Source organism: Actinosynnema pretiosum (assembly GCF_024171695.1).
In the GTDB taxonomy this organism is placed as follows: domain Bacteria; phylum Actinomycetota; class Actinomycetes; order Mycobacteriales; family Pseudonocardiaceae; genus Actinosynnema; species Actinosynnema pretiosum.
Window position 1 is genome coordinate 49,206 of the sequence record NZ_JAMTCF010000027.1, and the last position, 21,974, is coordinate 71,179.

A 21,974-nucleotide genomic window follows, 5' to 3' on the forward strand; every position below is an offset into this window, starting at 1 on the left:
CGTGTTTCACCCCGCCTGGGGGTCGGCGGCCACCGGGTACTCGCGGCCGGTCAGGCCGAGGAAGACGTCCTCCAGCGCGGGGGTGCGGACCTGGAAGCCGTCGGTGGGGCAGTGCGCGGACAGGGCCGAGAGGACCTGGCCGGGGCGGCGGGTGGCGATGACGAGCGAGGAGCCGATCTCGCGGGCGCGGTCGACGCCGGTGATCGCCTGCGCGTCGCGCGCGCTGATCTCGCCCGAGGGCAGGATGACCAGCGTGGGCGCGCCGAGGCCGCGCACGAGGGCGGCGGGCGTGTCGGCGGCGAGGACCCGGCCGTGGTCGAGGATCGCGACCCGGTCGCAGAGGATCTCGGCCTCGTCGGGGTGACCGGTGGCGCAGACGACGGTCTTGCCGCTGGCCTGGACGGTGCGCAGCACGTCCCACACGTGGCGGCGGGCGGTCGGGTCGAGACCGGCGGTGGGCTCGTCGAGCAGGAGCACGTCGGGGTCGTGCGCGAGGCAGCAGGCGAGCGAGAGCAGCTGGCGCTGGGCGGCGGTCATCCGGTACTCGGGCACGTCGAGCTTGCCCGCGAGCCCGACGAGGTCGAGCGCCCGCACCGCCTCGGTGACCCCGACCCCGCGCAGCGCGCCGAACGTCATGACCTGGTCGAGCGCGGCCATGCCGTCGAAGAAGGAGGGCACCTGAGGCCGCATCCCGACCCGCCGCACGAGCCACTCGTCACGCGGCCACGGCTCGACCCCGAGCAGCTCGACGCGCCCGGAGTCGGGCCTGCGCAGGCCTTCGAGGACTTCGAGCAGCGCGGTCTTGCCGGACCCGGCGGGCCCGAGCAGACCGAAGAACTCGCCCTCGGCGACGGTGAAGGAGACGCCGTCGAGCGCACTGCGCCCACCGACCCGGTCCTTGCGGACGTCGGACACGACGACAGCCGGGTTGCCTGTGCCTGTCATGGCCCCTGACCGTAAGGGCTTCGGGTTCCCGCCGAGGGGAATTTCCCGCTTAGCCGTCCGGAGTTGGTCTGAGTCGGGACTTTCGGCCCCATTCGGGACAACCGTCCACCCCGGAGAGCCAGCCTACTCGCTTCGGGGGTGGGGTGGGGGGACGGGGCCGGGGGGTTCCGGTGGGTGGGCGGCGGGGGCGGAGGCGTGGGACGACGGGAGGCGGGGTGGGTGGAAACGGGCTACCGGAGACAGCGGTCCGGGTATCGTGATCTGCGGAATCATTGGAATCAGCCGACGAGCCCGAGGTGTGCCGACAACAATGGACATGAAATCCATACAGACGTTGACGCAGAACATGACCGGCTTCCGCCAGGCGGCTGAATCCGGTGGATTCGCGATCAGCAGCGATGGCGCCCAGGCCTACCTCGACGCGATCGACCAGGCGCTGCGAAGCCTGGACGACACCGCGAAGAACTTGCACACGCTCAGCCAGGAGGTGCGGCTCGGAACGAGTCCCGACGCACTGGCGATCGCCAAGTACAACCTCGAGAACGCCACCGGCGGAAGCGGGACGATCGGGATCGTTCCGGCGCTGAATCAGTTGACGACTGCTCTCAGTGAAGCCAGAGCTGCCGTGCAGAAAGCGATAGAGAACTACGAGGCGAACGACTTGCAGACCAAGAAAACCCTCGACAAGCAGTGAGGCCAGCGATCTTGAAAAAGCACCGGGCACTGCTCAGCGCGCTGCTCCTCTCCACCATCGCCCTCAGCGGCTGCTCGACCGTCGAACCGGGCAGCCCTTCCGCCGCCGACACGGACAGCCCCACCACGTCAGGCACGAGCAGCCCGAGTTCCACCTCCCAGGCGGCCCCGGACGCCTGCGCGCTCCTGGAGAAGGTGTCCAGCGAGTTCGACCTGACCAACCTGGAGAAAAAATCGGCCTCGGACTGCGAAGCCGATCTGCCCGAAGTCCGATCGGTGGGCGTCACGATCTACTCCGATCGCGGCTTGGCCCAGTACAACGCAGGCTCCCAGGCCGTGGTCTCCGAGATCGACATCAACGGTCGCCGGGGAAAGCTGGTCGAGAAAGCGCTGAGGGAGGTCGACTGCGCCGTCGTCGTCGAACTGGACGAGAACTCCCGCGTGGACGTCTTCGCCTCCGCCAGCTTGACCGGCGACTCCTGCACGGTGGCCCAGCAGATCGCCAAGGCGATCGAGCCCGACCTCCCCCGCTCCTGACCCCTCACCCCACCGGGCGAAGACCTCGCTGGAGCCGCCCTCGGCTCCGGCGAGGAGCACACCCTCCCCTCACCGCTGACAGTCATCACCTGCCTGGGTGTGACGTCGTCACTACGACGATGTCGTCCCGCATGGCGCGCAACCCGACACCCACAAGATGCTGCGCGACCTGACGAGCGCCCGCTCGGCCGTGCGGAAAGCGGTGGACAGCTACGGGTCGAACGACTCGCAGACCAAGAACATCCGCGACAAGCAGTAAGGTCAGTGATCTTGAAACCGCACCGGGTGCCGCTCAGCGCGCTGCTCCTGTCCGCCGCCGTCCTCAGCGGCTGCTCGACCGTCGAGCCCGGCAGCCCTTCCCCCGCAGGCACGGGCAGCCCCGCGACTTCAGGGGCCAGCAGCACGAGTTCCGCTCCCCAGGCCGTCCCAGACGCCTGCGCGCTCCTCGAGAAGGTGGCCGGTGAGTTCAGCGTGACGAACGTGGAGAAGTCATCGGACGGGGAGGACTGCGACGGCGACCTGCCCGAGGTCCGGTCGATCGCGATCCAGGTCTACCCCGATCTTGGGCTAGCCCAGTACAACCCGATCTACCAGGCCGTGGTCTCCGACATCGACGTCAACGGACGCCGGGGCAAACTGGTCGAGAAGGCGCTGACGAAGTTCGACTGCGCCGTCGTCCTCGAACTCACCGAGACCTCCCGCGTCGACGTCTTCGCCTCCGCCAGCGTGACCAACGACTCCTGCGCGGTGGCCCAGCAGATCGCCAAGGCGATCGAGCCCGACCTCCCCCGCTCCTGACCGATCAAGCCCCCTCCCCGCCTTCGGCCACCCGCCCCCTCCCCCCACCCCACCGTTGACAGCCATCACCCGCTCGGGGTGTGATGCCGTCACTATGACAACGTTGTCCCCGAACGGCGCGCAGTCAGGTGCCCGCAAGATGCGGCGCGCCACCATGAACGACGTCGCGCGTCTGGCCGGGGTCAGCATCAAGACCGTCTCCCGCGTCGTCAACGACGAGGCCGGGGTGCACCCGGCCACCGCCGAGCGGGTGCTCGCGGCCATCGACCAGCTCGGGTTCCGGCGCAACCTCAGCGCCCGCAACCTGCGGCGCGGCTCCTCCACCGGCACCATCGGCATGGTCCTGGAGGACGTCGCGAACCCCTTCTACTCCGGCGTCACCCGCGCCGTGCAGGAGATCGCGCGGTTGCGCGGCAGGCAGGTCATCACCGGCTCCTCCGACGAGGACCCCGCCCGCGAGCGCGAGCTGGCCCTGGAGTTCTGCTCCCGCCGCGTCGACGGCCTGCTCATCGTCCCCGCAGGCCTCCAGCACGGCTACCTCGTCCCCGAGATGCGCGCGGGCACCCCGGTCGTCTTCCTCGACCGCCCCGCCGGTGACGTCGTCGCCGACACCGTCCTGGTCGACAACATCGGCGGGACGGCGGAGGCCGTCGCGCACCTCGCCGCGCACGGGCACCGGCGGATCGCGTTCCTCGGCGACTCGCCCGACATCTTCACCGCCAACGAGCGCCTGCGCGGCTACCGCGAGGGCTGCGCGCGCGCAGGTCTCGGCCACCACGACGCCCTGGTGTCGATGGGCCCGCACGACGAGCACTCGGTGCGCCGCGCCCTGCACCGGTTGCGCACCGCCCCCGCCCCCGCGACCGCGCTGGTCACCGGCAACAACCGGATCACCGTGCACGTGCTGCGCGCGCTGGCGGGCTCCACCGACCGACCGGCCCTGGTGGGCTTCGACGACTTCGAGCTGGCCGACCTGCTCTCGCCACCGGTGACGGTGATCGCGCACGACGCGAAGGCGCTGGGCAAGGCCGCCGCCGATCTGCTGCACGCCCGGCTGGACGGGGACACCTCGCCGCCGCGCCGCGTGGTTCTGCCCGTGCGCCTGGTGCCACGGGGTTCAGGGGAGGTCCGCAGGTGAGCAACACCGGTGCACGGGCGATCGAACTGCCCGCCAACCAGCCGAAGCAGTTCTACCGGGGTGGCGCGTCCATCGCGGAGCTGCGCGGCGCGCCCGAGGCCGACTTCGGCCCGGAGGACTGGGTCGCCTCGACCACGACGCTGTTCGGCAAGCCCGACGCGGGCCTGTCCCGGCTGCCGGACGGCAGGCTGCTGCGCGACGCCGTCGCCGCCGACCCGACGACGTGGCTGGGCCGGGAGCACGTCGCGGAGTTCGGCGCCGACACCGCGCTGCTGGTGAAGCTGCTCGACGCGGGCCAGCGCCTTCCGGTGCACTGCCACCCGTCGAACGCGTTCGCCGCGACCCACCTCGACTGCCGCCACGGCAAGACCGAGGCCTGGATCGTGATCGGCACCAAGGGCGCGAACCCGTTGGTGTACATCGGTTTCCGCGACGACGTGCCCGAGGACGTGGTGACCCGCTGGGTCGCCGAGCAGGACACCTCGGCGATGCTCGGCGCGCTGAACGAGGTCCGCGTCTCCCCCGGCGACGTGGTGTTCGTGCCCGCCGGGGTGCCGCACGCGATCGGCGCGGGCGTGTTCATCGTGGAGCTCCAGCAGCCCACCGACTTCTCGGTCACCCTGGAGTGGTCCGGCTTCCTGGACAACCCGGACGCGGGCCACCTCGGCCTCGGCTACGACAAGGCCCTCGGCTGCGTCGACCGGGACGGCTGGGGCGGCAGGCTGGACGAGCTGATCCGGCGCACCGGTGATCAGTCCCAGGGCGCCGTGGACCTGTTCGCCCGCAACGCCGATCCGTTCTTCCGCGCCGACCGCCTGCACGTGTCCGGCTCCGTCGAGCTGGACCCGTCGTTCGCCGTGCTGGTCGTGCTCGAGGGCAGCGGGACCCTCGGCTCCCTGGACCTGCGCCGGGGGAGCACTGCCGTCGTGCCGCACGCGGCGGGGCAGGAGGTCCTGTCCGGCGACCTGGTCGCCGTGCGGTGCAGGCCGCCACTGCCGTCCAGCCTCGGGAGCTGATGTGGGCTTACCGCTGTTAGAAGCGCGCGACCTGGTCAAGCACTACGGCGGCGTGGAAGCGTTGCGCGGCGCCGGTTTCAGCGCCGAGGCCGGTGAGGTCGTCGCGCTGATCGGCGACAACGGCGCGGGCAAGTCGACCCTGGTGAAGTGCCTGTCGGGGGTGGAGCAGCCGGACTCCGGGACGATCTCGTTCGACGGGAACCCGGTGTCCCTGCCCTCCCCGACGGCCGCCCGCGCGCTGGGCGTCGAGACGGTCTACCAGGACCTCGCGGTCGCGCCGGACCTCGACCCGGCCGCGAACCTGTACCTGGGCCGGGAGCTGCGCAAGCCCGGCCTGCTCGGGAAGCTCGGCGTGCTGGACAAGAAGGAGATGCGGCGGCGCGCGCAGAACTCGTTCGCCGAGCTGGGCGTGTCGCTGCAGAGCGTGGACGTGCCGATCGGGTCGCTGTCCGGCGGGCAGCGGCAGAGCGTGGCGGTGGCCCGCTCGGTGGTGTGGGCCAGCAGGCTCGTGTTCATGGACGAGCCGACGGCCGCGCTGGGCGTGGTGCAGCGCCAGAAGGTGCTCGACGTGGTGCGGCGGGTCCGCGACCAGGGCATCGCGGTGGTGCTGATCAGCCACAACATGCCCGAGGTGCTGGCGGTGGCCGACCGGGTCGAGGTGCTGCGGCTGGGCCGCAGGGTGGCCCGGTTCCGGGCGGCCGACGCGACCGTCGAGGACCTGGTCGGGGCGATGACCGGCGCGCTGTCCCAGGAGGAGTCGTGACCGCTCCGGAGAAGCCGCTGGACCCGGACGTCCAGCCGGGGAGCCCCCTCGGGCGCAGGCTCGCCACCTCCAACACGCTGTGGATCGGCCTGGTGCTGCTGGTCCTGGTCGCGGTGTTCGGCGCGCTGCGCCCGGACGCGGTGCTGACCACCTTCACGCTCCAGACGACGCTGGTGGAGACCTCGGTCCTGCTGGTGCTGTCGGTCGGCATGACGTTCGTGATCATCACCGCCGGGATCGACCTGTCGGTCGGCTCGGTGCTGGTGTTCTCCGGCGTCACGGCGGCGATGGCGATGAACGCGGTCAGCGGCGGCGACGCCACCGGCGCCGGGTGGGGCACCGTCCTCTTAGGACTGGTCGTCGCACTCGCGAGCGGCTCCGCGTGGGGACTGCTCAACGGCGTGCTCATCGCGCGGGCGGGCATCCCGCCGCTGATCGTGACGCTGGGCTCGTTCGGCGCGGCGCTCGGCGCGGGCCAGCTGCTGTCCGACGGCTCGAACGTCAGCGGCGTCCCGGACGTGCTGACGAACGGCCTCGGCACCGGCACCTGGTTCGGCGTGCCCAACCTGGTGCTGCTGGCCGCCGCGGTGACGGCGGTGGGCGCGCTGCTGCTGTCCACCACCCGCTTCGGCAGGCACACCCACGCGATCGGCTCGAACGCGGAGGCCGTGCGGCGGGCGGGCGTCTCGGTGTCCGGGCACCTGGTGAAGGTGTACCTGCTGGCGGGCGCGCTCGCCGGGCTCGCCGGGTTCATGGCGCTGGCCTACTTCCGGGTCGCCTCCATCACCGGCCACGACACCGACAACCTCAACGCGATCGCGGGCGTGGTCCTGGGCGGCACCAGCCTGTTCGGCGGGGTCGGCTCGGTCGTCGGCACGGTGCTGGGCGTGTTCATCCCGGCGGTGCTGCGCAAGGGCTTCGTGATCGTGGGCGTGAACGTGTACTGGCAGCCGATCGCCGTGGCCGTGGTGCTGGTGGCCGCCGTGTGGTTCGACCAGTCGCGGCGCAAGGCGCGGAACCGGCGCTAGAGCGGGCGGCGCCGGTCGGAGGGCACGGGACGCGAACGCTGATGCGGGAGGGAACGATGTCGACGAGGACAGCGGTTCTGGGAGCGGCGGCGGTGCTGCTGCTGGCGGGCTGCGGCGGTGGCGGGCAGATCGGCGACTCGGGCGGTGACGTGGACGCCAAGAAGATGGTGCTGATCCCCGGCGTGACCGCCGAGCCGTTCTACATCTCCATGGAGTGCGGGTTCCGCGAGGCCGCGCAGGCGGCCGGGTACGAGGTCGACGTGCAGGCGCCGTCGAAGTTCGACTCGAACCAGCAGATCCCGATCGTCAACGGCGTGCTGGCGAACAAGCCGGGCGCGGTGCTGATCTCCCCCACGGACGACACGGCGCTGGCCGGTCCGATGAAGTCGCTCGTGGACGCGGGCGTGAAGGTCGTGGAGGTGGACACCGCGCTGCAGAACGCCTCGATCGCGGTGTCGTCGGTGTCCTCCAACAACGAGCAGGGCGGCGCGCTGGCCGCGCGGACCCTGGCCGAGCTGGTGGGCGACAGGACCGGGTCGGTGCTGGTGCTCAACACCAAGGCCGGGACGAGCACGACGGACGCCCGCGCGAAGGGCTTCGAGACCGAGCTGGCCAAGCACCCGAACCTGAAGTACGCGGGCCAGCAGTACACCGACAACGAGCCGGACCAGGCCGCGTCGAAGGTGACCGCGACCCTGGCGGCGTACCCGGACCTGATCGGCGTGTTCGCCACCAACCTGAACACCGGCGAGGGCGCGGCGACCGGGCTGCGCAACGCGGGCAAGACGGGCGCGGTGAACCTGATCGGGTTCGACGCGAGCCCCAAGCAGGTCGAGGACCTGCGGGGCGGGGTGGTGCAGGCGCTGATCGCCCAGGACCCGGCCACGATCGGCAGGACCGGGGTCGAGCACGCGGTCGCCGCGATCGAGGGCAAGGAGGTCCAGCGCACCACCGAGACCGACCTGGTCGCGCTGACCAAGGACGACATGGAGTCCAAGTCGCGGTACTTCTACAAGCAGCGGTGCTGACGCGCGGCGGGGGCGGGGAGGCCTGAGCTCCCCCGCCCCCGCCCGCCGGCGGCCCTCAGCGGCGCCCGGCGCCCGTCACAGGTACTTGTTGGCCAGCTCGGAGTACTCGCGCTCCAGGTCGTCCGCCAGGTACGCCACGTACGCCCACGGCACGTCGTGCACGTGGTCGCGCATCCCGATCAGGTGCCGCTTGGCGCGCGGCGCGTCCTCGGCCAGCGCGAACGCCGCCGCGAACAGGTTGTGCGCCTGCAGCGCCCTGGGGTGCGACTGGAGCTGCGGCAGGGTCTGCGCGTCGGCCGAGGTCCACCGGTCGGCGGCGGCGGCCAGCTCGTCGCGCACCCGCCCGAAGTAGCGCATCTTCAGCGACGCGATCCGCAGCGCGCTGCGGTCCCCGACGGCCTCCTCGAACTTCTCCAGGAACACCTCGAAGTGCGCCAGCGGCAGCATCGCCACCACCGGGTTGCCGGGGGGCGCGGCGTCCACGCTGCCCTGCGCGAACGCCATCATCTCCTCGGCCGAGCCGCCCCACTTGGCGGCCAGTATCTGCAACCGGGTCCAGTGCGCCGGGTAGAGCGTCGGGCAGCGGGCGACGATCTCCCGCCACACCTCGTCCTTCTGCTCCCGGTCCACCTGCAGGCCGAGCCCGGCCACCTGGAGCTGCGCCCACGGCACCGCGTCGGCGGGCAGCAGCTTGGCCGACTCGTGCAGCGGGGCGACGGCCTTGCGCAGCGTGGCGAAGAAGACCTTGAACCGGTCCTTGCCCACCGAGTCGGCCCGCCCGGTCCCCCGCACCGCCCAGGCCTCGCGGATGAAGGCGGTGCCCGCCAGCAGCCACAGGTCGGGGTCCTCGTTGGACTTGGCCAGTTCGAGCAGCTCGTCGGCGTGCCCTATGGCGTGCTCGCCCAGCACCTCGACGCGCAGCGCCCTGACCTCGGGGTCGTCCCGGCACTCGGCGAGAACGGTGGTGGCGGCTCTGAGGTGCCCCGCGTCCATCTCCTCGGCGGCGATGTCCAGGATCGCGTCGTCGTAGGTGTGGTCGCGCACCACCTCGCGGGCGACCGCCGCCGGTCGCCTCCTCCGGAAAACTCCCACATCGGCGAGATTACTGACCGGTGGCGTGCCCGTGTCAGCACCACTGCCCACAGCTCAACGCCTTGTGACGTGCGGCACGGTGCGCTGAGGTGGGGCGGGAGAAACCACGGGAGGGGGAGGACATGCGCAGAACGCTCATCGTCGCGCTCGCGGTGCTGCTCGCGGGCTCGTCGTCACCCGCGCTGGCCGAGCCGGAGCAGACCGGTCCGGAGCAGGCAGGCCCGGAGCAGACCGGGCCACCGACGGGAGGCAAGCCGATCGCGGAGCGGTTCCTGACCCAGCGGATCGACTGGACGCCGTGCGCCGAGCCGGACCTGGCAGGCCTGGAGTGCGGCGACTACCGCACACCGCACGACTGGAACGCCCCCGACGACCCCAGGTCGGTGACGATCGCGGTCAGCAGGCTGCGAACAGCGGGCGGGGTCACCAGGAGCCTGCTGACCAACCCCGGCGGCCCCGGCGCCCCCGGCCGGTGGCTGCCGCTGCGGTTCGCCTCCCGCCAGCGGCTGCTCGCGAGCACCGAGATCATCGGGGTCGACGTGCGCGGCACGGGCGCCAGTACGAACCTGACCTGCGGGAACCTCGACTGGACGACGATCGCCGACCCGCGCGACCGCAGCCGGGCGAACACCGACCTGCTGTACGACGCGGCGCAGCTCCAGGCCCGCGCGTGCCAGTCCAGGTCGGGCGACACGGGCCGGGTGGTGACCACCGAGCAGACCGTGCGCGACCTGGACCTGCTGCGCCACCTGCTCGGCCGCCCGCAGGCGGACTGGGTGGGCTACTCGGGCGGGACGTGGATCGGCGCCTACTACGCGACGTTCTTCCCGAAGCGGGTCGGCCGGTTCGTGCTCGACTCGAACGTGGACTTCACCGCCCCCTGGAAGAAGATCCTCAACGACTCCTTCGGCCCCGGCTTCCAACGCCGGTTCGAGGTCGACTACCTGCCGTGGGTCGCGAGGCACGACGCCCACTACCGCCTGGGCTCGACCCCGCAGGAGGTGCTGAGGGTCTACGAGGCGGTGCGCGCGAAGGTCAAGGCCGAGCCGGTCGCGCTGGAGGACGGCACGGTCGTCAACGAGATCCTGTTCGACCTGCTGTTCGCCCAGACCCAGTACCTGAAGGAGCTGTTCCCCCAGCTCACCCCGCTGCTGTCCTACCTGGCGCACGCGCTGGGCGTGGTGGGCGGCGCCGAGGCCACCGGTTCCGCGACCGCGTCGAACGCGCTGGCGGCGCTGGCGGCGCGCCACCCGGACGCGTCGAACGCGACCCTGCACGCGATCGCCTGCAACGACACCCCGTTCCAGGGCGACCGCAGGAGCTTGGCCAGGGACGCGGAGCGCTCCGGCGCCCGCTACCCGTTCTTCGGCTACTACCAGCCCGTCGCCCCGTGCGCCTTCTGGAACCGCCCGCAGATCGCGCTGCCGACCCCGAACGGGAAGGGCGTGCCGCCGGTGCTGATGGTGCAGTCCGAACGCGACCCGGCGACCCCGGTCGAGGGCGCGACGCGGGCGCACCGGGCGTTCGCGGGCTCGCGCCTGCTGACCGTGGTGAACGAGGGCGACCACGGCCTGTACGCGAACGGCAACGCCTGCGTGGACGACGTGGTGGAGGCGTTCCTGGTGGACGGCGCCGTCCCGAAGCACGACCTGACCTGTGCGGGCCTCCCCCTCCCCGAGCCCGTCACGACGGAGTCCGCACCCACGCTCAAACCGGGTCTCACGTTCCCCCTGTGACCGCCACGGGGTGACGGGCAGCCTCGCGCTCCCGTCACCCCCGATACCACCACCCTGACCGTTCCAGGTCAGCACCTGTGCCCACGGGTGACTCCCTTGTGCCGTTCGGACACCGTGCGTTGAAGTTGGCGGCGGACCGAACCTCGAAAGGGGAGCACATGCGCACAACGCTCATCGCGGTGCTGACCGCGCTGCTCACCGCCCCCCTGTCACCCGCCCCCCTGTCACCCGCGCCCTTGTTACCCGCGCCCTTGTTACCCGCGCCCCTGTTACCCGCGCCCTTGTTACCCGTGCCCGCCTCGGCACAGCAATCCCCCGAGGCGGGCGCGGGGACGGCGGACAAGCCGGTGCCCGAACACCTGCTGCGGCAGCGGATCGACTGGACCCCGTGCGCGGAACCCGACCTGGCGGGCCTGGAGTGCGGCGCCTACCGCGCCCCGCGCGACTGGACCACCCCGAAGGACGCCAGGACCATCACCATCGCGGTGAGCAGGCTCCGCAACGACGGCGCGACCCGCAGCGTGCTCACCAACCCAGGCGGCCCCGGCGGTCAGGGCAGGTTCACCCCCCTGATGCTCCAGTCGAGGCAACGCCTGGTCGACTCGGCCGAACTGATCGGCTTCGACGTCAGGGGAACCGGCGCGAGCACCAACCTGACCTGCGGAAACCTGGACTGGGAACTGGTGGCCGACCCCCGAGACCGCAGCCGCCCCAACGTCAAGCGCCTCTACGACGCGGCAGAACTGCAAGCACAGGCCTGCCAAACCCTCTCCGGCGACCTGCACCGCGTGGTCAACACCGAGCAGACCGCCCGCGACCTGGACCTCCTGCGCCACCTCCTGGGCCGCGACCGGATCGACTGGGTCGGCTACTCCAGCGGGAGCTGGCTGGGCGCGCACTACACGGCCCTCTTCCCCAGGCGGGTGGGCCGTTTCGTGCTCGACTCGAACCCAGACCTCACCGCCACCTTCCAGACGATGTTCCACGACTACTTCGCCCAAGCCTTCCAACGCCGCTTCGACGTGGACTACCTGCCGTGGATCGCGAAGCACCACGACACCTACGGCCTGGGCAGAACCCCGGAGGAGGTGCGGCGGGTCTACGAGGCCGTGCGCGCGAAGCTGGCCGAGGCCCCGCTCCCCCTCCCGAACGGCACAACCCTGGACACGATCGCCTTCGACCGGGCCATGTTCCGCACGCAGTACCGAAAACTCCTGTTCCCCCTGGTCACCCCAGACCTGGCCGACCTAGCCCGCCTCTTGGGCGTGGTGTCCTCCTCCAAGGCACAGCAACCCAACCCCCCTGCCCCTGACGCGCTGACCGAACTCCACGCACTGACCGAACTGACCCGCCGGTACCCGGACGCGGAAACCGCCACCCTGTTCGCGGTGGCCTGCAACGACACCCCGTTCCACGGCAACCGCAAGACCTTGGCCAGGGACGCGGAACGCACCGGCACCCGCTACCCGTTCTTCGGCTACCACCAACTACTGGCCCCGTGCGCCTTCTGGCCCCGCCCAGAACTCACCCTCCCGAAGCCCACCGGCGAGGGCGCACCCCCGATCCTGATGGTCCAGTCGGAACGAGACCCGGCAACCCCAATAGAGGGCGCCCAAAAATCCCACAAGGCCCTCAAAAACTCCCGAATGCTGACCGTGCAAGACGAGGGCGACCACGGCATGTACGCGGTGGCGAACAACCCGTGCGTAGACCAAGCAGTGGAGTCCTACCTGGTGGACGGAACCACCCCACCCCAAGACCTGACCTGCCCAGGAATGCCCCTACCGGCACCAGCCGACCTGGGTGAAGCGGTCATGCTGCCGTTCCTGCCGATCGGCTCCCCGCTGTGACCTCGCGTTGAGCAGCAGAGGATTTCGGGGACATTTCGCAGGGACAATGCCCTCGACACCCTGACCAAAACATTACCAAAAGAATGACTTAACCATAACAGACACCATTGCAACCCGACTACGAAATGAAAAATCAGGCCTACACGCCACTTTTAGACAGCAAGAGCGGCTCGCCATACCTGCTCTCGCGCCATGTTCTCCCAACAACCGAGTCCAAGACACCACCATCGAGCTCGTAACCAAGCGCAGCTGCCAGGACATGCGCAGCCAGCCTGGGAGGAATAGCGTTCCCGATCTGCTGGGAAACATCTCTGCCCGACCACGGATAGTCAAGAGGAAAGGTCTGCAACCTGCCAGCCTCCGAATTAGTGAACCGGCTCAGTTCAACCCCGGATTCCGAAACAAGCCTATTTCTAGAAATTTTACCAGTCACAGTGGCCGAGGGCTCGAAAGAAGTTCGACGACCGCGCGCTTTAGGATCTCCACCAGTTCCGTAGTTTGAAATGACGGTGAAATTTTCACTTCTCCCAAGCGCCGCCCCCATGCTCTCCCATGGTCGAAGTTTTCCACCAACCACAGCACGGGGAACCCCCTTCCTGTACGGATGGTGGGTAGCTCCGGGAAGAGAAGGCTGCCGATCTCGACGTGCGATCAAAATGGCCCGCTTGCGCGTTTGTGGAACTCCAAATTCTTCAGTTTTCAAGATCCCACAACACGCCTTGTACCCAATACCTTCGAAAGCTTCCTTAAACCCTTCCCAGACTGGCAGCACGGCTGGAACCTGCTCCAGCACCACCACCTCGTAAGGGCGATTAATCCTGTGCGCTTCCAGCACCCAGCGCAATGGTTCGAGGACAAGGCCAGTGCGCTCGTCGTCCAGCGACTTCAAGTCCTCAAAAACACCGTCGTCCCCAGCCGCCATCCTTTTAGCGAAGGAGAGCACTTGATCCAACGCGCGACGCCCGGCACCACCACCGGCGACAGTATACGTTTGACAAGGGGGCCCTCCGGCAAGAATCGTCGCCTTCGGAAAGTCAGCAGGCCCATAGTCGCGAACATCGCCTTGACGTGTGCCAAGCCCGGCAGCAGCACGAGTCGCGCACGCGTTCGAGTCCCACTCGACCCCGTCCACCTCTACCCCGAGCCAGTGCGCGGCGACGTCCAACCCGCCCGGCCCCGCGAAGAGGTCAACCATGCGCCCCTGCGACCGTAGGGGGATCTGCAACTGCGAGGAGGACATGGCCACAGATTTTAGACGGTGACGCACAGAACACCCCGCTCGCAACGCCGCCGAGAAAACCCGTGATCAGAGGGCGATCGCGAAGGGACAGCCGGTAGCCCCGTCCGAGCCACGGGACTGCCGCAGAGGCTCTGCCACGCCCCTCGAAGACACTTGCGACACCAGCGGGGCTTCACTCCACCACCCACTCCTCAGTCCTCGATGCCCGCATCTTCCGAACAGCTCGACGTCACACGGGATACGGTTCACCGGTGACCGACGAAGCAACCCTGTTCAGCATCGAGGCCGCCGTTGGACCCACCGGTGGTGAAGATACCCGGACAGCACCCTCAGCTGATCCACCACTCAGCGCAGTCGAAGCCTGGTTCTCCAGCGAGAAAAACTACAAAGATCGTTTCGGCATGCTGCTGCGACAGTCTCTGGACGAGGTTCTTGACGGGCAGCGCACAGGACGCTACGACATTGAAAAACTTGAGAAAACAGAAAAAACTTACCTAGGCACCAAGGTGGAAATTCTGATACGACACGAGTTCGGCCTGCTAGCCGGCAATCAGATGGACTACCTGATCAGCGGACATGAAGTTGATTCAAAGTTCTCCATTCGCGGATCATGGTCGATCCCCACCGAAGCAGTCGGACACCTTTGCCTGCTCTCATCTGCGGATGACCGCAAAGGAATATTCAGCGTCGGCATCATTAGAATCACCGAAGAAATCTTGAATAAAGGAAAAAATAAAGATCAGAAGACAACCATCCGAGCTTCGGAAAGAAACCGGATACGCTGGCTCGCCCAGGAAGAGGCGCTCCCCGAGAACATCCTCCTCAAGCTGCCCCCGGCAACTGCCGATGCAATCATGCGGTCAAGTTCGGGACAGCAGAGAATAAACGAGCTCCTCAGGCGAGTACAAGGAAGGGTAATCGACCGAAATACGGCTATCACCGTAGCGAGGCAAGCTGACGGTCTCAAGCGGTGTCGTGACGCGCGCATACACCTCGCAAAAGAGGGGCTAGTCGTCCTGGGACATCAGGGAAATTCTCCAATAATCGCAGAAAGTCTAGGCCTCCCTACCCCCAGGAAGGGGACCTTCATCTCGGCTCGCTTGGTTCAAGTGAACGACAGTACTCCAGAAAGATCAGCCGCTAAAATCGGAGAAAAATATTACGCCCTGGCGCACGAGGACGACCCGGTTCACATCGCACCCAACATCAACTACTAGCCACCACAAATCCGACAAAACTCCAAACTGCCGAGGCGGTAGTTGACCAAAACTCGCTCTAGTAATGCTGGTACCCACCGGCCTGCCGCCGCTTGGCCGCGTAAACCCCGGCTTCCGTCCTCCGGTCAAACCCGAGCTTGTGCAGCAGCGACGACACGTAGTTCTTCACCGTCTTCTCCGCGAGGAACAACCTCCCCGCGATCTGCCGGTTGGTCAGCCCCTCCGCGATCAAATCCAGGATTCGCCGCTCCTGCGGGCTGAGCGACGCGTACCGGGGATCCTCCACCGGCCCCCCGCGCAACCGCTGCAGCACCGTCGCCGTCACCCCCGCGTGCAACAACGACCCGCCCGAGGCCAAAGTCCGAATCGCCGAGACCAGGTCATTCCCGGATACCTGCTTCAACATGTACCCGGCAGCCCCGGCCATGATCGCCCCGAACAGCGCCTCGTCATCGTCGTAAGACGTCAACATCAAACAAGCCGGCGGCGGCTGGTTGCCCGACCTGATATCCCGGCACACCCCCACCCCCGACCCGTCCGGCAGGCGCACGTCGATCACCGCCACGTCCGGCTTCAGCTCCGCCGCCGCGGCGACCGCGTCCGCCGCCGTCCCGGCCTCGCCGATGACGGAGATGTCCGCCTCCACCTCCAACAGCTGCAACAACCCCCGCCGGACGATCTCGTGATCGTCCACCAGCAGCACCGAGATCGTCATCCCGCGAGCACTCCCCACGTCGTCCGAACCCCGAGGGCTAGGCGGCCACCAGCGGAACCGACCACCGGATCACCACCCCCTGCCCCGCACCGCTCTCCACCTCGCACACCCCGTCCCACCGCTCGGCCCGCGCCCGCATGTTCACCAGCCCGCCGATGTGCCGCCCCTGCACACCGGGCAGCCCCGCCCCGTCGTCGGACACCACCAGCCGCACCGAGGTCGCCGCGCCGTCCACCGACAGCCGCACCCACACCCGCTCGGCCCCCGAGTGCCTGGCCGCGTTGGCCAGCGCCTCCCGCAGGGTGGCCAGCAGGTCGGGCCGGATCTCGTCAGGCACGAGCGAGTCGATCGCGCCCTCGACCACCAGCTCCGGCTCGAACCCGAGCATCCGCACCGACTCCTGCACGGCCGCCAGCACCTGCGAGCGCAGGCTGGACACCCCGGACGGCTCCTGCAGCGAGAAGATCGTCCGCCGGATCTCCCTGATCGTCTGGTCGACCTCGCTGACGAACTCCCCCAGCCGCTGGGCCACCACCGGCTGCTCGATCAGCCCGTTGAGCCCCTGCAACCCCAGCCCCAGCCCGAACAGCCGCTGCACCACCAGGTCGTGCAGGTCGCGGGCGATGCGGTCGCGGTCCTCCAGCACCGCGATGCGCCGCCCCGCGCCCTGCGCCTTGGTGAACTCCAGGATCAGCGCGGCCTGCCGGGCGAACGCCTCCACGAGCGCCACGTCGGCCCGGTCGAACGTGCTGCGCTCCGGCCCCCGGACCACGAGCAGCACGCCGAGCACCCGGTCGCCCGCCGCGAGCGGCACGATCACCACGGGGCCGGCGCGCCCGGCGTGGCCGGGCAGCTCGTCCAGCACCTTGGGCCTGCCGCTGGTGAACACCTCGCGGCTGGCGCTGCCCTCCCTGGACACCGTGAACCCGCGCAGCGCCCCGTCCTCGACCCGCACGTGCAGCTCGCCGTCCGCGTCGGGCATGGCCATGGCCGCGCTGACCGCGTCGGCGGCGATCCTGGCGCGCACCGCGACCAGGCGCAGCGCGTCGCGGTCCGGGGTGCCGGTGAGCAGCGCGTTGGTGACCTCGTTGGACGCGCGCAGCCACACCTCGCGCTGCCGCGACTCCTCGTAGAGCCGGGCGTTCTCGATCGTGATGCCCGCCGCGGCGGCGATGGCCGTGACGACCTCGCGGTCGGGGTCGGTGAACCCGCCGCCGCCGATCTTGTCGGTGAGGTAGAGGTTGCCGAACACCTCGCCGCGCACCCGCACGGGCACGCCGAGGAACGCCGGGTCTCCGGGGTCGAACGAGGTGGGCGCGCCACCGGCGCGCGCGGCGCCGTCCTCGCCGACGGTGAACTCCAGCAGCTTCCGGTCCGGTCCGACGACGGCGAGCGCGCCGTAGCGGGCGCCCGCGAGGTCGCACGAGGACTCGACCAGCCTGCGCAGCACGTCGGGCAGCGACAGGTCGCTGGCCAGCGACACGACCGCGCCGAGCAGCCTGCGCATCCGCTCCTGGGAGTCGACCACCTCGGCGGAGCGCTCGGTCAGCAGACCGACCAGCGCTTCTAATCGCGTCGCGTTCGGGTCCCCCACCGGGTCGAGGTTATCGGTCACGGCGCTGGAATGCGACGACCCGTCATGAGCTCGACGACCATGCTCAGGTAGTGGTCACCGCCCTCGATACCCCTGGTGGGCAGCTCCAGCGCGCGGGCCCGAGCCAGCGACCCCTCGTCCAGCAGCTCGGTGACGTGCCCGACCACCAGCACCGACCAGCCGGACGACAGGTCGTCGGCGATCTGGTCGACCTCGAACGCCACGATGCTGTCGCGGGTCCCCGCCGCGGCGCTGCCGCGCGGGACGCGCATGACCAGCGCTCCCCGGTCGACGACGTAGACCACCGGGTGGACGACGGGCAGCGCGTTGGCGGTGTACACCAGCCTGCCGACGCCCTGGGTGGCGAGCAGCCGCAGGCACTCCTCGTGCGGGAGCACCTCCAGCCCAGCCGAGTCCAGCATCGCACCCTCTTATCCATCCCCCGGATCGACCACGCCCCCGTTGCCGGGTGTCTAAGTTCGGGCACGGAGGGTGGAGCTGCCTAGGGGCATAAGACCCCCTGTCGTCATCTCAGCCCGTTGGTTCACCTGATCGGGGGATAGCGAATGGGCCTGCTCGACGTCGCGGGGCTGCTGCGGCGACTGCGCGTGGTGGCCGAGCCGCCGAGCGCGGACGCGCTGACCCGGTTGCACCGGGCGTTCGTGGCGCGGGTGCCGTACGAGAACTCGGAGATCCAGCTGGGCCGCCCCACCTCGGTGGACCCGGCGGAGACGGCGGCCAGGATCGTGGACCGGGGGCGCGGCGGGTACTGCTTCCACCTGAACGGGGCCCTGTCCGCACTGCTGCGGGAGCTGGGCTACCGGGTGACCGAGCACGCCGGGCACGTCCAGGGCCGCGCCGGGGAGCCGCCGGAGCTGAACCGCTCGCACCTGGCGCTGATCGTCTCCGGGCTGCCGTCCCCGGACGCCCCGGACGGCCGCTGGCTGGTGGACGTCGGCCTCGGCGACGGCCTGCGCTCCCCGCTGCCGCTGCGCGCGGGCGAGCACCGGCAGGAGGTCCTCGGGTTCGGCCTCGCCGAGTCGGCGCTGGTGCCGGGCTGGCGGTTCGCGCACGACCCGAGGGGCAGCTTCCACGCCGTGGACGTCGAGTCCGAGCCGACGACCACCGGGACGTTCGCGGCGCGGCACCACCACCTGTCGACGTCCCCGGACTCGCCGTTCGTCCGGGCGTTCACCGCGCAGCGGGTGGACGCGACCGGGCTCGACCTGCTGCGGTCGCTGACCCTGACCAGGCGCGAGGCCTCAGGTGACCGGACCCTGCTGCTGGAGTCGCGCCGGGACTGGGCGGCGGCGCTGGCCGACGTGTTCGGGCTGGTGCTCGACCCAGCGGAGCTGGACGTGGTGTGGCCGAAGGCGCTCGCCCAGCACGAGGCGCGCCTCGCGGTCCGGGAACGGCTCAGGTGAGCCCGATCGTGATCTGCTCGTCGACCACGCCCCGGTAGCGCGGCCCGGCGGCCTGGCGCAGCGCGCCGTCCAGCACCGGCAGCGCCGCGAAGCTGTCCGCGACCGGCAGCCGGTAGCGGCCGTCCTCGCGGCGCAGCAGGTGCGCCATCTCCGGGTGCCGCGCGGCGAAGCCGGGATCGCCGGGGAACAGGTCGAGCCGCAGGAACGTCCTGGGCACGCTCCTGCGCGCCATCCCGCCGTCCACCGACCGGGAGACAGACACCGCGCCCAGCTCGCCCCAGGCGACCGCCCACGGCTTGCCCTGCGGGTCGTCCCAGCGCACCCCCTGCGCCTCCACGACGAGCGCGCGCGGCCTGCTGAGCTTCTTCCAGGCGAGCAGCGGCAGCAGGCCGAGCGCGACGAGCCCGCCCCCGATCACCAGCAGGGCGAGCCCGCCGGTCGAGGCGAAGCCGACCAGCCCGAGCACGCCGAGCGCGAGCGCGACGCCCGCGCCGACCAGCGCCTTGCGGGTGGACGGGCCTGCGACGTCGATGACCACCGGGTGCACGGTGCTTCCTCCTGGACTGGCTGGTGGGGCTGCTCGGGACCGGGTCCGGGGTCTCAGGTCAGGCCGACCGAGAACCCCTCGTCGACCACACCCCGGTAGCGCGGCCCGGCGGCCTGGCGCAGCGCGCCGTCCATGACCGGGATCAGCCCGGCGGAGTCGCCCAGCGGCAGCCGGTACCGGCCGTCCGGCAGGGCGAGCCGCGCCATCTGCGGGTGCCTGGCCGCGAACCCGGCCGGGTCGGCGGGGAACAGGTCGAGCCGCACCATGGTCCGGCGCACGAGGTTGGACGGGGACACGATCGGCTCCTTGGTGCGGGAGACCGACACCGCGCCCAGCTCGACCCACCCGACCGCCCAGGCCGCGCCCTGCGGGTCGTCCCAGCGCACGCCGGGCGCCTCGAAGACGAGCTTGCGCGGTCGGCTGAGCTTCTTCCAGGTGATGATCGGCAGGATCCCGATGCCGGTGAACACCACGCCGATGACCAGGGCGATCGTGCCGCCGCCGAACTCGCCGTCCCCGTACGCCGACACCGCGCCGACCAGCGCCATGACGCCCAGCACGAGCGCGACGACACCGCCGATCAGCGCCTTGCGGGTGTCCCTGGTGCCGACGTCGATGACCACGGGGTGCACGGGGTTCCTCCTGGGGGTCTGCTGCCCGCCAGCCTCCCAGAAACCGCACCGCGCCCGCCGGGAGTCCGAAGCATTCCCCGCGCCGGGGGCGTGACCACGCTTACGCGGGGAGCCGCCCCGCCTCCTCAGCCCTTCGGCACCCGCACGATCAGCGCGTCGCCCTGCCCGCCGCCACCGCACAGCGCCGCCGCGCCGACGCCGCCGCCCCGCCTGCGCAGCTCCAGCGCCAGGTGCAGCGCGATCCGCGCCCCGGACATGCCGATCGGGTGGCCGAGCGCGATCGCCCCGCCGTTGACGTTGACCTTGTCCGCGCTGATCCCCAGCTCGCGCGTGGACACCAGCCCGACCGCCGCGAACGCCTCGTTGATCTCCACCAGGTCCAGGTCGGCGGGGCTGATGCCCTCCTTGGCGCAGGCCGCCTTGATCGCGTTGGACGGCTGCTCGTGCAGGCTCGCGTCGGGCCCGGCGACCACGCCGTGCGCGCCGATCTCGGCCAGCCACTCCAGCCCGAGCTCCTCGGCCTTGTCCTTGCTCATCACCACGACGGCCGCCGCGCCGTCCGAGATCTGGGAGGCCGACCCGGCGGTGATGGTGCCGTCCGCCGCGAACGCGGGCCGCAGCCGCGCGAGCGTCTCGACGGTGGTGTCGGCGCGCACGCCCTCGTCGGTGCTGACCAGCACCGGGTCGCCCTTGCGCTGCGGGACGGCGACGGGCGCGATCTCCTCGGCGAACAGCCCGGCCTCGGCGGCGCGCGCGGCGAGCCGGTGCGAGCGGGCGGAGAACTCGTCCTGCTCGGCGCGGGTGACCCCGTGCCCGGCGTTGTGCTTCTCGGTGGACACGCCCATCGCGACCTGGTCGAACGCGCAGAACAGCCCGTCGTTCGCCATGTGGTCGACCAGGGCGGTGTCGCCGTACTTGAACCCGCCGCGCGAGTCCTTGAGCAGGTGCGGGGCCTGGGTCATGGACTCCTGGCCGCCCGCGACGACCACGTCGAACTCGCCCGCGCGGATCAGCTGGTCGGCGAGCGCGATGGCGTCCACGCCGGACAGGCACACCTTGTTGATCGTCAGCGCGGGCACGGTCATCGGGATGCCCGCGTGCACCGCGGCCTGCCTGGCCGGGATCTGGCCCGCACCGGCCGTGAGCACCTGACCCATGATCACGTACTGGACCTGCTCGGGCGCGACGCCCGCGCGCTCCAGCGCGGCCTTGATCGCGACGCCGCCGAGCTGGGCGCCGGAGAAGTCCTTGAGCGAACCGAGCAGCCGCCCCATCGGGGTGCGGGCGCCGGCGACGATGACGGAACCACGGGACACGACGGCCTCCACGCGAGTGAACACTGGTTAACTCAGCGCCACCACGGTACCGGCCCCCGCAGACCACTACGGGTGTGAGGCAGGGCACAAGCCCCTCGGGGGGACCGCCGCTACGCTCCGCGAGCATGGAGCTGCTGAGCGGGTTGGTCACGGCGGTGGACCACGTGGGCATCGCGGTGCCCGACCTGGACGAGGCGATCGCCTTCCACCGCGACACCTTCGGCCTCGTCGTCGCGCACGAGGAGGTCAACGAGGAGCAGGGCGTGCGCGAGGCCATGCTGCGCGCCCCCGGCGACGACGGCGGCGGCACGGCGGTGCAGCTCCTGGCCCCGCTCAGCCCGAAGTCGACCATCGCGAAGTTCCTCGACCGCTCGGGCCCCGGTCTCCAGCAGCTGGCCTACCGGGTGTCCGATGTGGACGCGGCGGCCGAGCGGCTGCGCGCGGCGGGCCTGCGGGTGCTGTACGCGAGCGCCAAGCGCGGCACGGGCGGCAGCCGGGTGAACTTCGTGCACCCCAAGGACGCGGGCGGCGTGCTGGTCGAGCTGGTGGAGCCCGCCGAGCACTGATCCCCGGCCCGCCGGAGCCGCCGAGGGGGCGTTCCCGACCCGTCCGGAGCGCCCCCGAACGGACCACGCGCGGCGGCCCGCCCAGGTCCATGATCCTGA

Annotated in this window: 22 protein-coding genes; 13 read left to right on the forward strand and 9 right to left on the reverse strand. The window is 70.3% G+C overall.

All coding sequences use genetic code 11. From position 1 onward, the window contains the following. Positions 1-6: 6 nt before the first annotated feature. Positions 7-945 (reverse strand): ABC transporter ATP-binding protein, encoded by a 939-nt coding sequence (locus LV78_RS36910; protein ID WP_253850807.1) that lies wholly within the window; start codon positions 943-945, stop codon positions 7-9. 310 nt (positions 946-1,255) lie between these two features. Here LV78_RS36910 and LV78_RS36915 point away from each other — a divergent pair, with 310 nt between their 5' ends. From LV78_RS36915 to LV78_RS36950, 8 genes are all read left to right on the forward strand, one after another. Beyond that, the gene (locus tag LV78_RS36915; protein WP_253850809.1) at positions 1,256-1,639 is read left to right on the forward strand and encodes a hypothetical protein; all 384 of its coding nucleotides are present in this window, start codon (positions 1,256-1,258) and stop codon (positions 1,637-1,639) included. Then, positions 1,636-2,175 carry a DUF3558 domain-containing protein gene (locus tag LV78_RS36920; protein WP_253850811.1) on the forward strand — a complete coding sequence of 180 codons (540 nt, stop codon included), beginning with the start codon at positions 1,636-1,638 and terminating at the stop codon, positions 2,173-2,175. Before LV78_RS36915 ends, LV78_RS36920 begins: the two co-directional genes overlap by 4 nt. Positions 2,176-2,439: 264 nt before the next feature. Beyond that, positions 2,440-2,973: a DUF3558 domain-containing protein gene (locus LV78_RS36925; RefSeq protein ID WP_253850812.1), complete on the forward strand. Its 534-nt coding sequence runs from the start codon at positions 2,440-2,442 to the stop codon at positions 2,971-2,973. A 154-nt stretch (positions 2,974-3,127) separates the two neighbouring features. After that, on the forward strand, positions 3,128-4,111 hold the full coding sequence (locus tag LV78_RS36930; RefSeq protein WP_253850906.1) for a LacI family DNA-binding transcriptional regulator: 984 nt from the start codon (positions 3,128-3,130) through the stop codon (positions 4,109-4,111). Next, the gene (locus LV78_RS36935) at positions 4,108-5,127 is read left to right on the forward strand and encodes a class I mannose-6-phosphate isomerase (protein ID WP_253850813.1); all 1,020 of its coding nucleotides are present in this window, start codon (positions 4,108-4,110) and stop codon (positions 5,125-5,127) included. The genes LV78_RS36930 and LV78_RS36935 overlap by 4 nt, the downstream gene beginning before the upstream one ends. 1 nt (position 5,128) lies before the next feature. Then, the gene (locus LV78_RS36940; protein ID WP_253850815.1) at positions 5,129-5,890 is read left to right on the forward strand and encodes an ATP-binding cassette domain-containing protein; all 762 of its coding nucleotides are present in this window, start codon (positions 5,129-5,131) and stop codon (positions 5,888-5,890) included. Beyond that, complete coding sequence (locus LV78_RS36945) at positions 5,887-6,918, forward strand: ABC transporter permease (protein ID WP_253850817.1); 1,032 nt, start codon at positions 5,887-5,889, stop codon at positions 6,916-6,918. The genes LV78_RS36940 and LV78_RS36945 overlap by 4 nt, the downstream gene beginning before the upstream one ends. A gap of 56 nt (positions 6,919-6,974) precedes the next feature. Beyond that, complete coding sequence (locus tag LV78_RS36950; RefSeq protein ID WP_253850819.1) at positions 6,975-7,946, forward strand: ABC transporter substrate-binding protein; 972 nt, start codon at positions 6,975-6,977, stop codon at positions 7,944-7,946. A gap of 75 nt (positions 7,947-8,021) precedes the next feature. Here the strand turns inward: LV78_RS36950 and LV78_RS36955 are convergent, their stop codons facing one another. Continuing rightward, positions 8,022-9,038, reverse strand: a complete 1,017-nt coding sequence (locus LV78_RS36955; protein WP_253850821.1) for a hypothetical protein — start codon at positions 9,036-9,038, stop codon at positions 8,022-8,024. Between the two features lie 122 nt (positions 9,039-9,160). Between LV78_RS36955 and LV78_RS36960 the strand changes: the two genes are divergently transcribed. Continuing rightward, the gene (locus LV78_RS36960) at positions 9,161-10,774 is read left to right on the forward strand and encodes an alpha/beta hydrolase (protein WP_253850823.1); all 1,614 of its coding nucleotides are present in this window, start codon (positions 9,161-9,163) and stop codon (positions 10,772-10,774) included. A gap of 158 nt (positions 10,775-10,932) precedes the next feature. Beyond that, positions 10,933-12,624, forward strand: a complete 1,692-nt coding sequence (locus tag LV78_RS36965; RefSeq protein ID WP_253850825.1) for an alpha/beta hydrolase — start codon at positions 10,933-10,935, stop codon at positions 12,622-12,624. A 139-nt stretch (positions 12,625-12,763) separates the two neighbouring features. Here LV78_RS36965 and LV78_RS36970 read toward each other — a convergent pair whose 3' ends face one another. Next, on the reverse strand, positions 12,764-13,819 hold the full coding sequence (locus LV78_RS36970; protein ID WP_253850826.1) for a DNA cytosine methyltransferase: 1,056 nt from the start codon (positions 13,817-13,819) through the stop codon (positions 12,764-12,766). A 296-nt stretch (positions 13,820-14,115) separates the two neighbouring features. Between LV78_RS36970 and LV78_RS36975 the strand changes: the two genes are divergently transcribed. Next, on the forward strand, positions 14,116-15,081 hold the full coding sequence (locus LV78_RS36975) for a NaeI family type II restriction endonuclease (protein WP_253850828.1): 966 nt from the start codon (positions 14,116-14,118) through the stop codon (positions 15,079-15,081). A 58-nt stretch (positions 15,082-15,139) separates the two neighbouring features. Here the strand turns inward: LV78_RS36975 and LV78_RS36980 are convergent, their stop codons facing one another. From LV78_RS36980 to LV78_RS36990, 3 genes are read right to left on the reverse strand one after another with little or no spacing between them, the layout of a single operon-like run. Next, on the reverse strand, positions 15,140-15,796 hold the full coding sequence (locus LV78_RS36980; protein ID WP_253850830.1) for a response regulator: 657 nt from the start codon (positions 15,794-15,796) through the stop codon (positions 15,140-15,142). Positions 15,797-15,833: 37 nt separating this feature from the next. Continuing rightward, positions 15,834-17,390 (reverse strand): GAF domain-containing protein, encoded by a 1,557-nt coding sequence (locus LV78_RS36985; RefSeq protein ID WP_253850832.1) that lies wholly within the window; start codon positions 17,388-17,390, stop codon positions 15,834-15,836. Between the two features lie 17 nt (positions 17,391-17,407). Next, entirely contained in the window at positions 17,408-17,812 is a 405-nt protein-coding gene (locus LV78_RS36990) for a pyridoxamine 5'-phosphate oxidase family protein (RefSeq protein WP_253850834.1), read from the reverse strand. 144 nt (positions 17,813-17,956) lie between these two features. On the opposite strand from LV78_RS36990, the gene LV78_RS36995 reads away from it, so the two are divergent. Next, on the forward strand, positions 17,957-18,814 hold the full coding sequence (locus LV78_RS36995) for an arylamine N-acetyltransferase family protein (RefSeq protein ID WP_253850835.1): 858 nt from the start codon (positions 17,957-17,959) through the stop codon (positions 18,812-18,814). Here the strand turns inward: LV78_RS36995 and LV78_RS37000 are convergent. The 3 genes from LV78_RS37000 to LV78_RS37010 form a co-directional block, all read right to left on the reverse strand. After that, positions 18,807-19,361: a hypothetical protein gene (locus LV78_RS37000; protein ID WP_253850837.1), complete on the reverse strand. Its 555-nt coding sequence runs from the start codon at positions 19,359-19,361 to the stop codon at positions 18,807-18,809. The two genes, LV78_RS36995 and LV78_RS37000, sit on opposite strands and share 8 nt — an antisense overlap. Positions 19,362-19,414: 53 nt before the next feature. Beyond that, positions 19,415-19,993, reverse strand: a complete 579-nt coding sequence (locus tag LV78_RS37005; RefSeq protein WP_253850840.1) for a hypothetical protein — start codon at positions 19,991-19,993, stop codon at positions 19,415-19,417. 125 nt (positions 19,994-20,118) lie between these two features. Next, positions 20,119-21,309: an acetyl-CoA C-acetyltransferase gene (locus LV78_RS37010; protein ID WP_308208797.1), complete on the reverse strand. Its 1,191-nt coding sequence runs from the start codon at positions 21,307-21,309 to the stop codon at positions 20,119-20,121. A gap of 125 nt (positions 21,310-21,434) precedes the next feature. On the opposite strand from LV78_RS37010, the gene mce reads away from it, so the two are divergent. After that, entirely contained in the window at positions 21,435-21,875 is a 441-nt protein-coding gene (mce, locus tag LV78_RS37015) for a methylmalonyl-CoA epimerase (protein ID WP_253850842.1), read from the forward strand. Positions 21,876-21,974: the final 99 nt, after the last annotated feature.

What these genes read in the sequence shown, in the direction of transcription:
- LV78_RS36910 (WP_253850807.1), bottom strand. Translation starts at nt 945, where the DNA reads ATGACAGGCACAGGCAACCCGGCTGTCGTCGTGTCCGACGTCCGCAAG.
- LV78_RS36915 (WP_253850809.1), top strand. Translation starts at nt 1,256, where the DNA reads ATGGACATGAAATCCATACAGACGTTGACGCAGAACATGACCGGCTTC.
- LV78_RS36930 (WP_253850906.1), top strand. Translation starts at nt 3,128, where the DNA reads ATGAACGACGTCGCGCGTCTGGCCGGGGTCAGCATCAAGACCGTCTCC.
- LV78_RS36950 (WP_253850819.1), top strand. Translation starts at nt 6,975, where the DNA reads ATGTCGACGAGGACAGCGGTTCTGGGAGCGGCGGCGGTGCTGCTGCTG.
- LV78_RS36960 (WP_253850823.1), top strand. Translation starts at nt 9,161, where the DNA reads ATGCGCAGAACGCTCATCGTCGCGCTCGCGGTGCTGCTCGCGGGCTCG.
- LV78_RS36965 (WP_253850825.1), top strand. Translation starts at nt 10,933, where the DNA reads ATGCGCACAACGCTCATCGCGGTGCTGACCGCGCTGCTCACCGCCCCC.
- LV78_RS36970 (WP_253850826.1), bottom strand. Translation starts at nt 13,819, where the DNA reads ATGGTTGACCTCTTCGCGGGGCCGGGCGGGTTGGACGTCGCCGCGCAC.
- LV78_RS36980 (WP_253850830.1), bottom strand. Translation starts at nt 15,796, where the DNA reads ATGACGATCTCGGTGCTGCTGGTGGACGATCACGAGATCGTCCGGCGG.
- LV78_RS36990 (WP_253850834.1), bottom strand. Translation starts at nt 17,812, where the DNA reads ATGCTGGACTCGGCTGGGCTGGAGGTGCTCCCGCACGAGGAGTGCCTG.
- LV78_RS36995 (WP_253850835.1), top strand. Translation starts at nt 17,957, where the DNA reads ATGGGCCTGCTCGACGTCGCGGGGCTGCTGCGGCGACTGCGCGTGGTG.
- mce (WP_253850842.1), top strand. Translation starts at nt 21,435, where the DNA reads ATGGAGCTGCTGAGCGGGTTGGTCACGGCGGTGGACCACGTGGGCATC.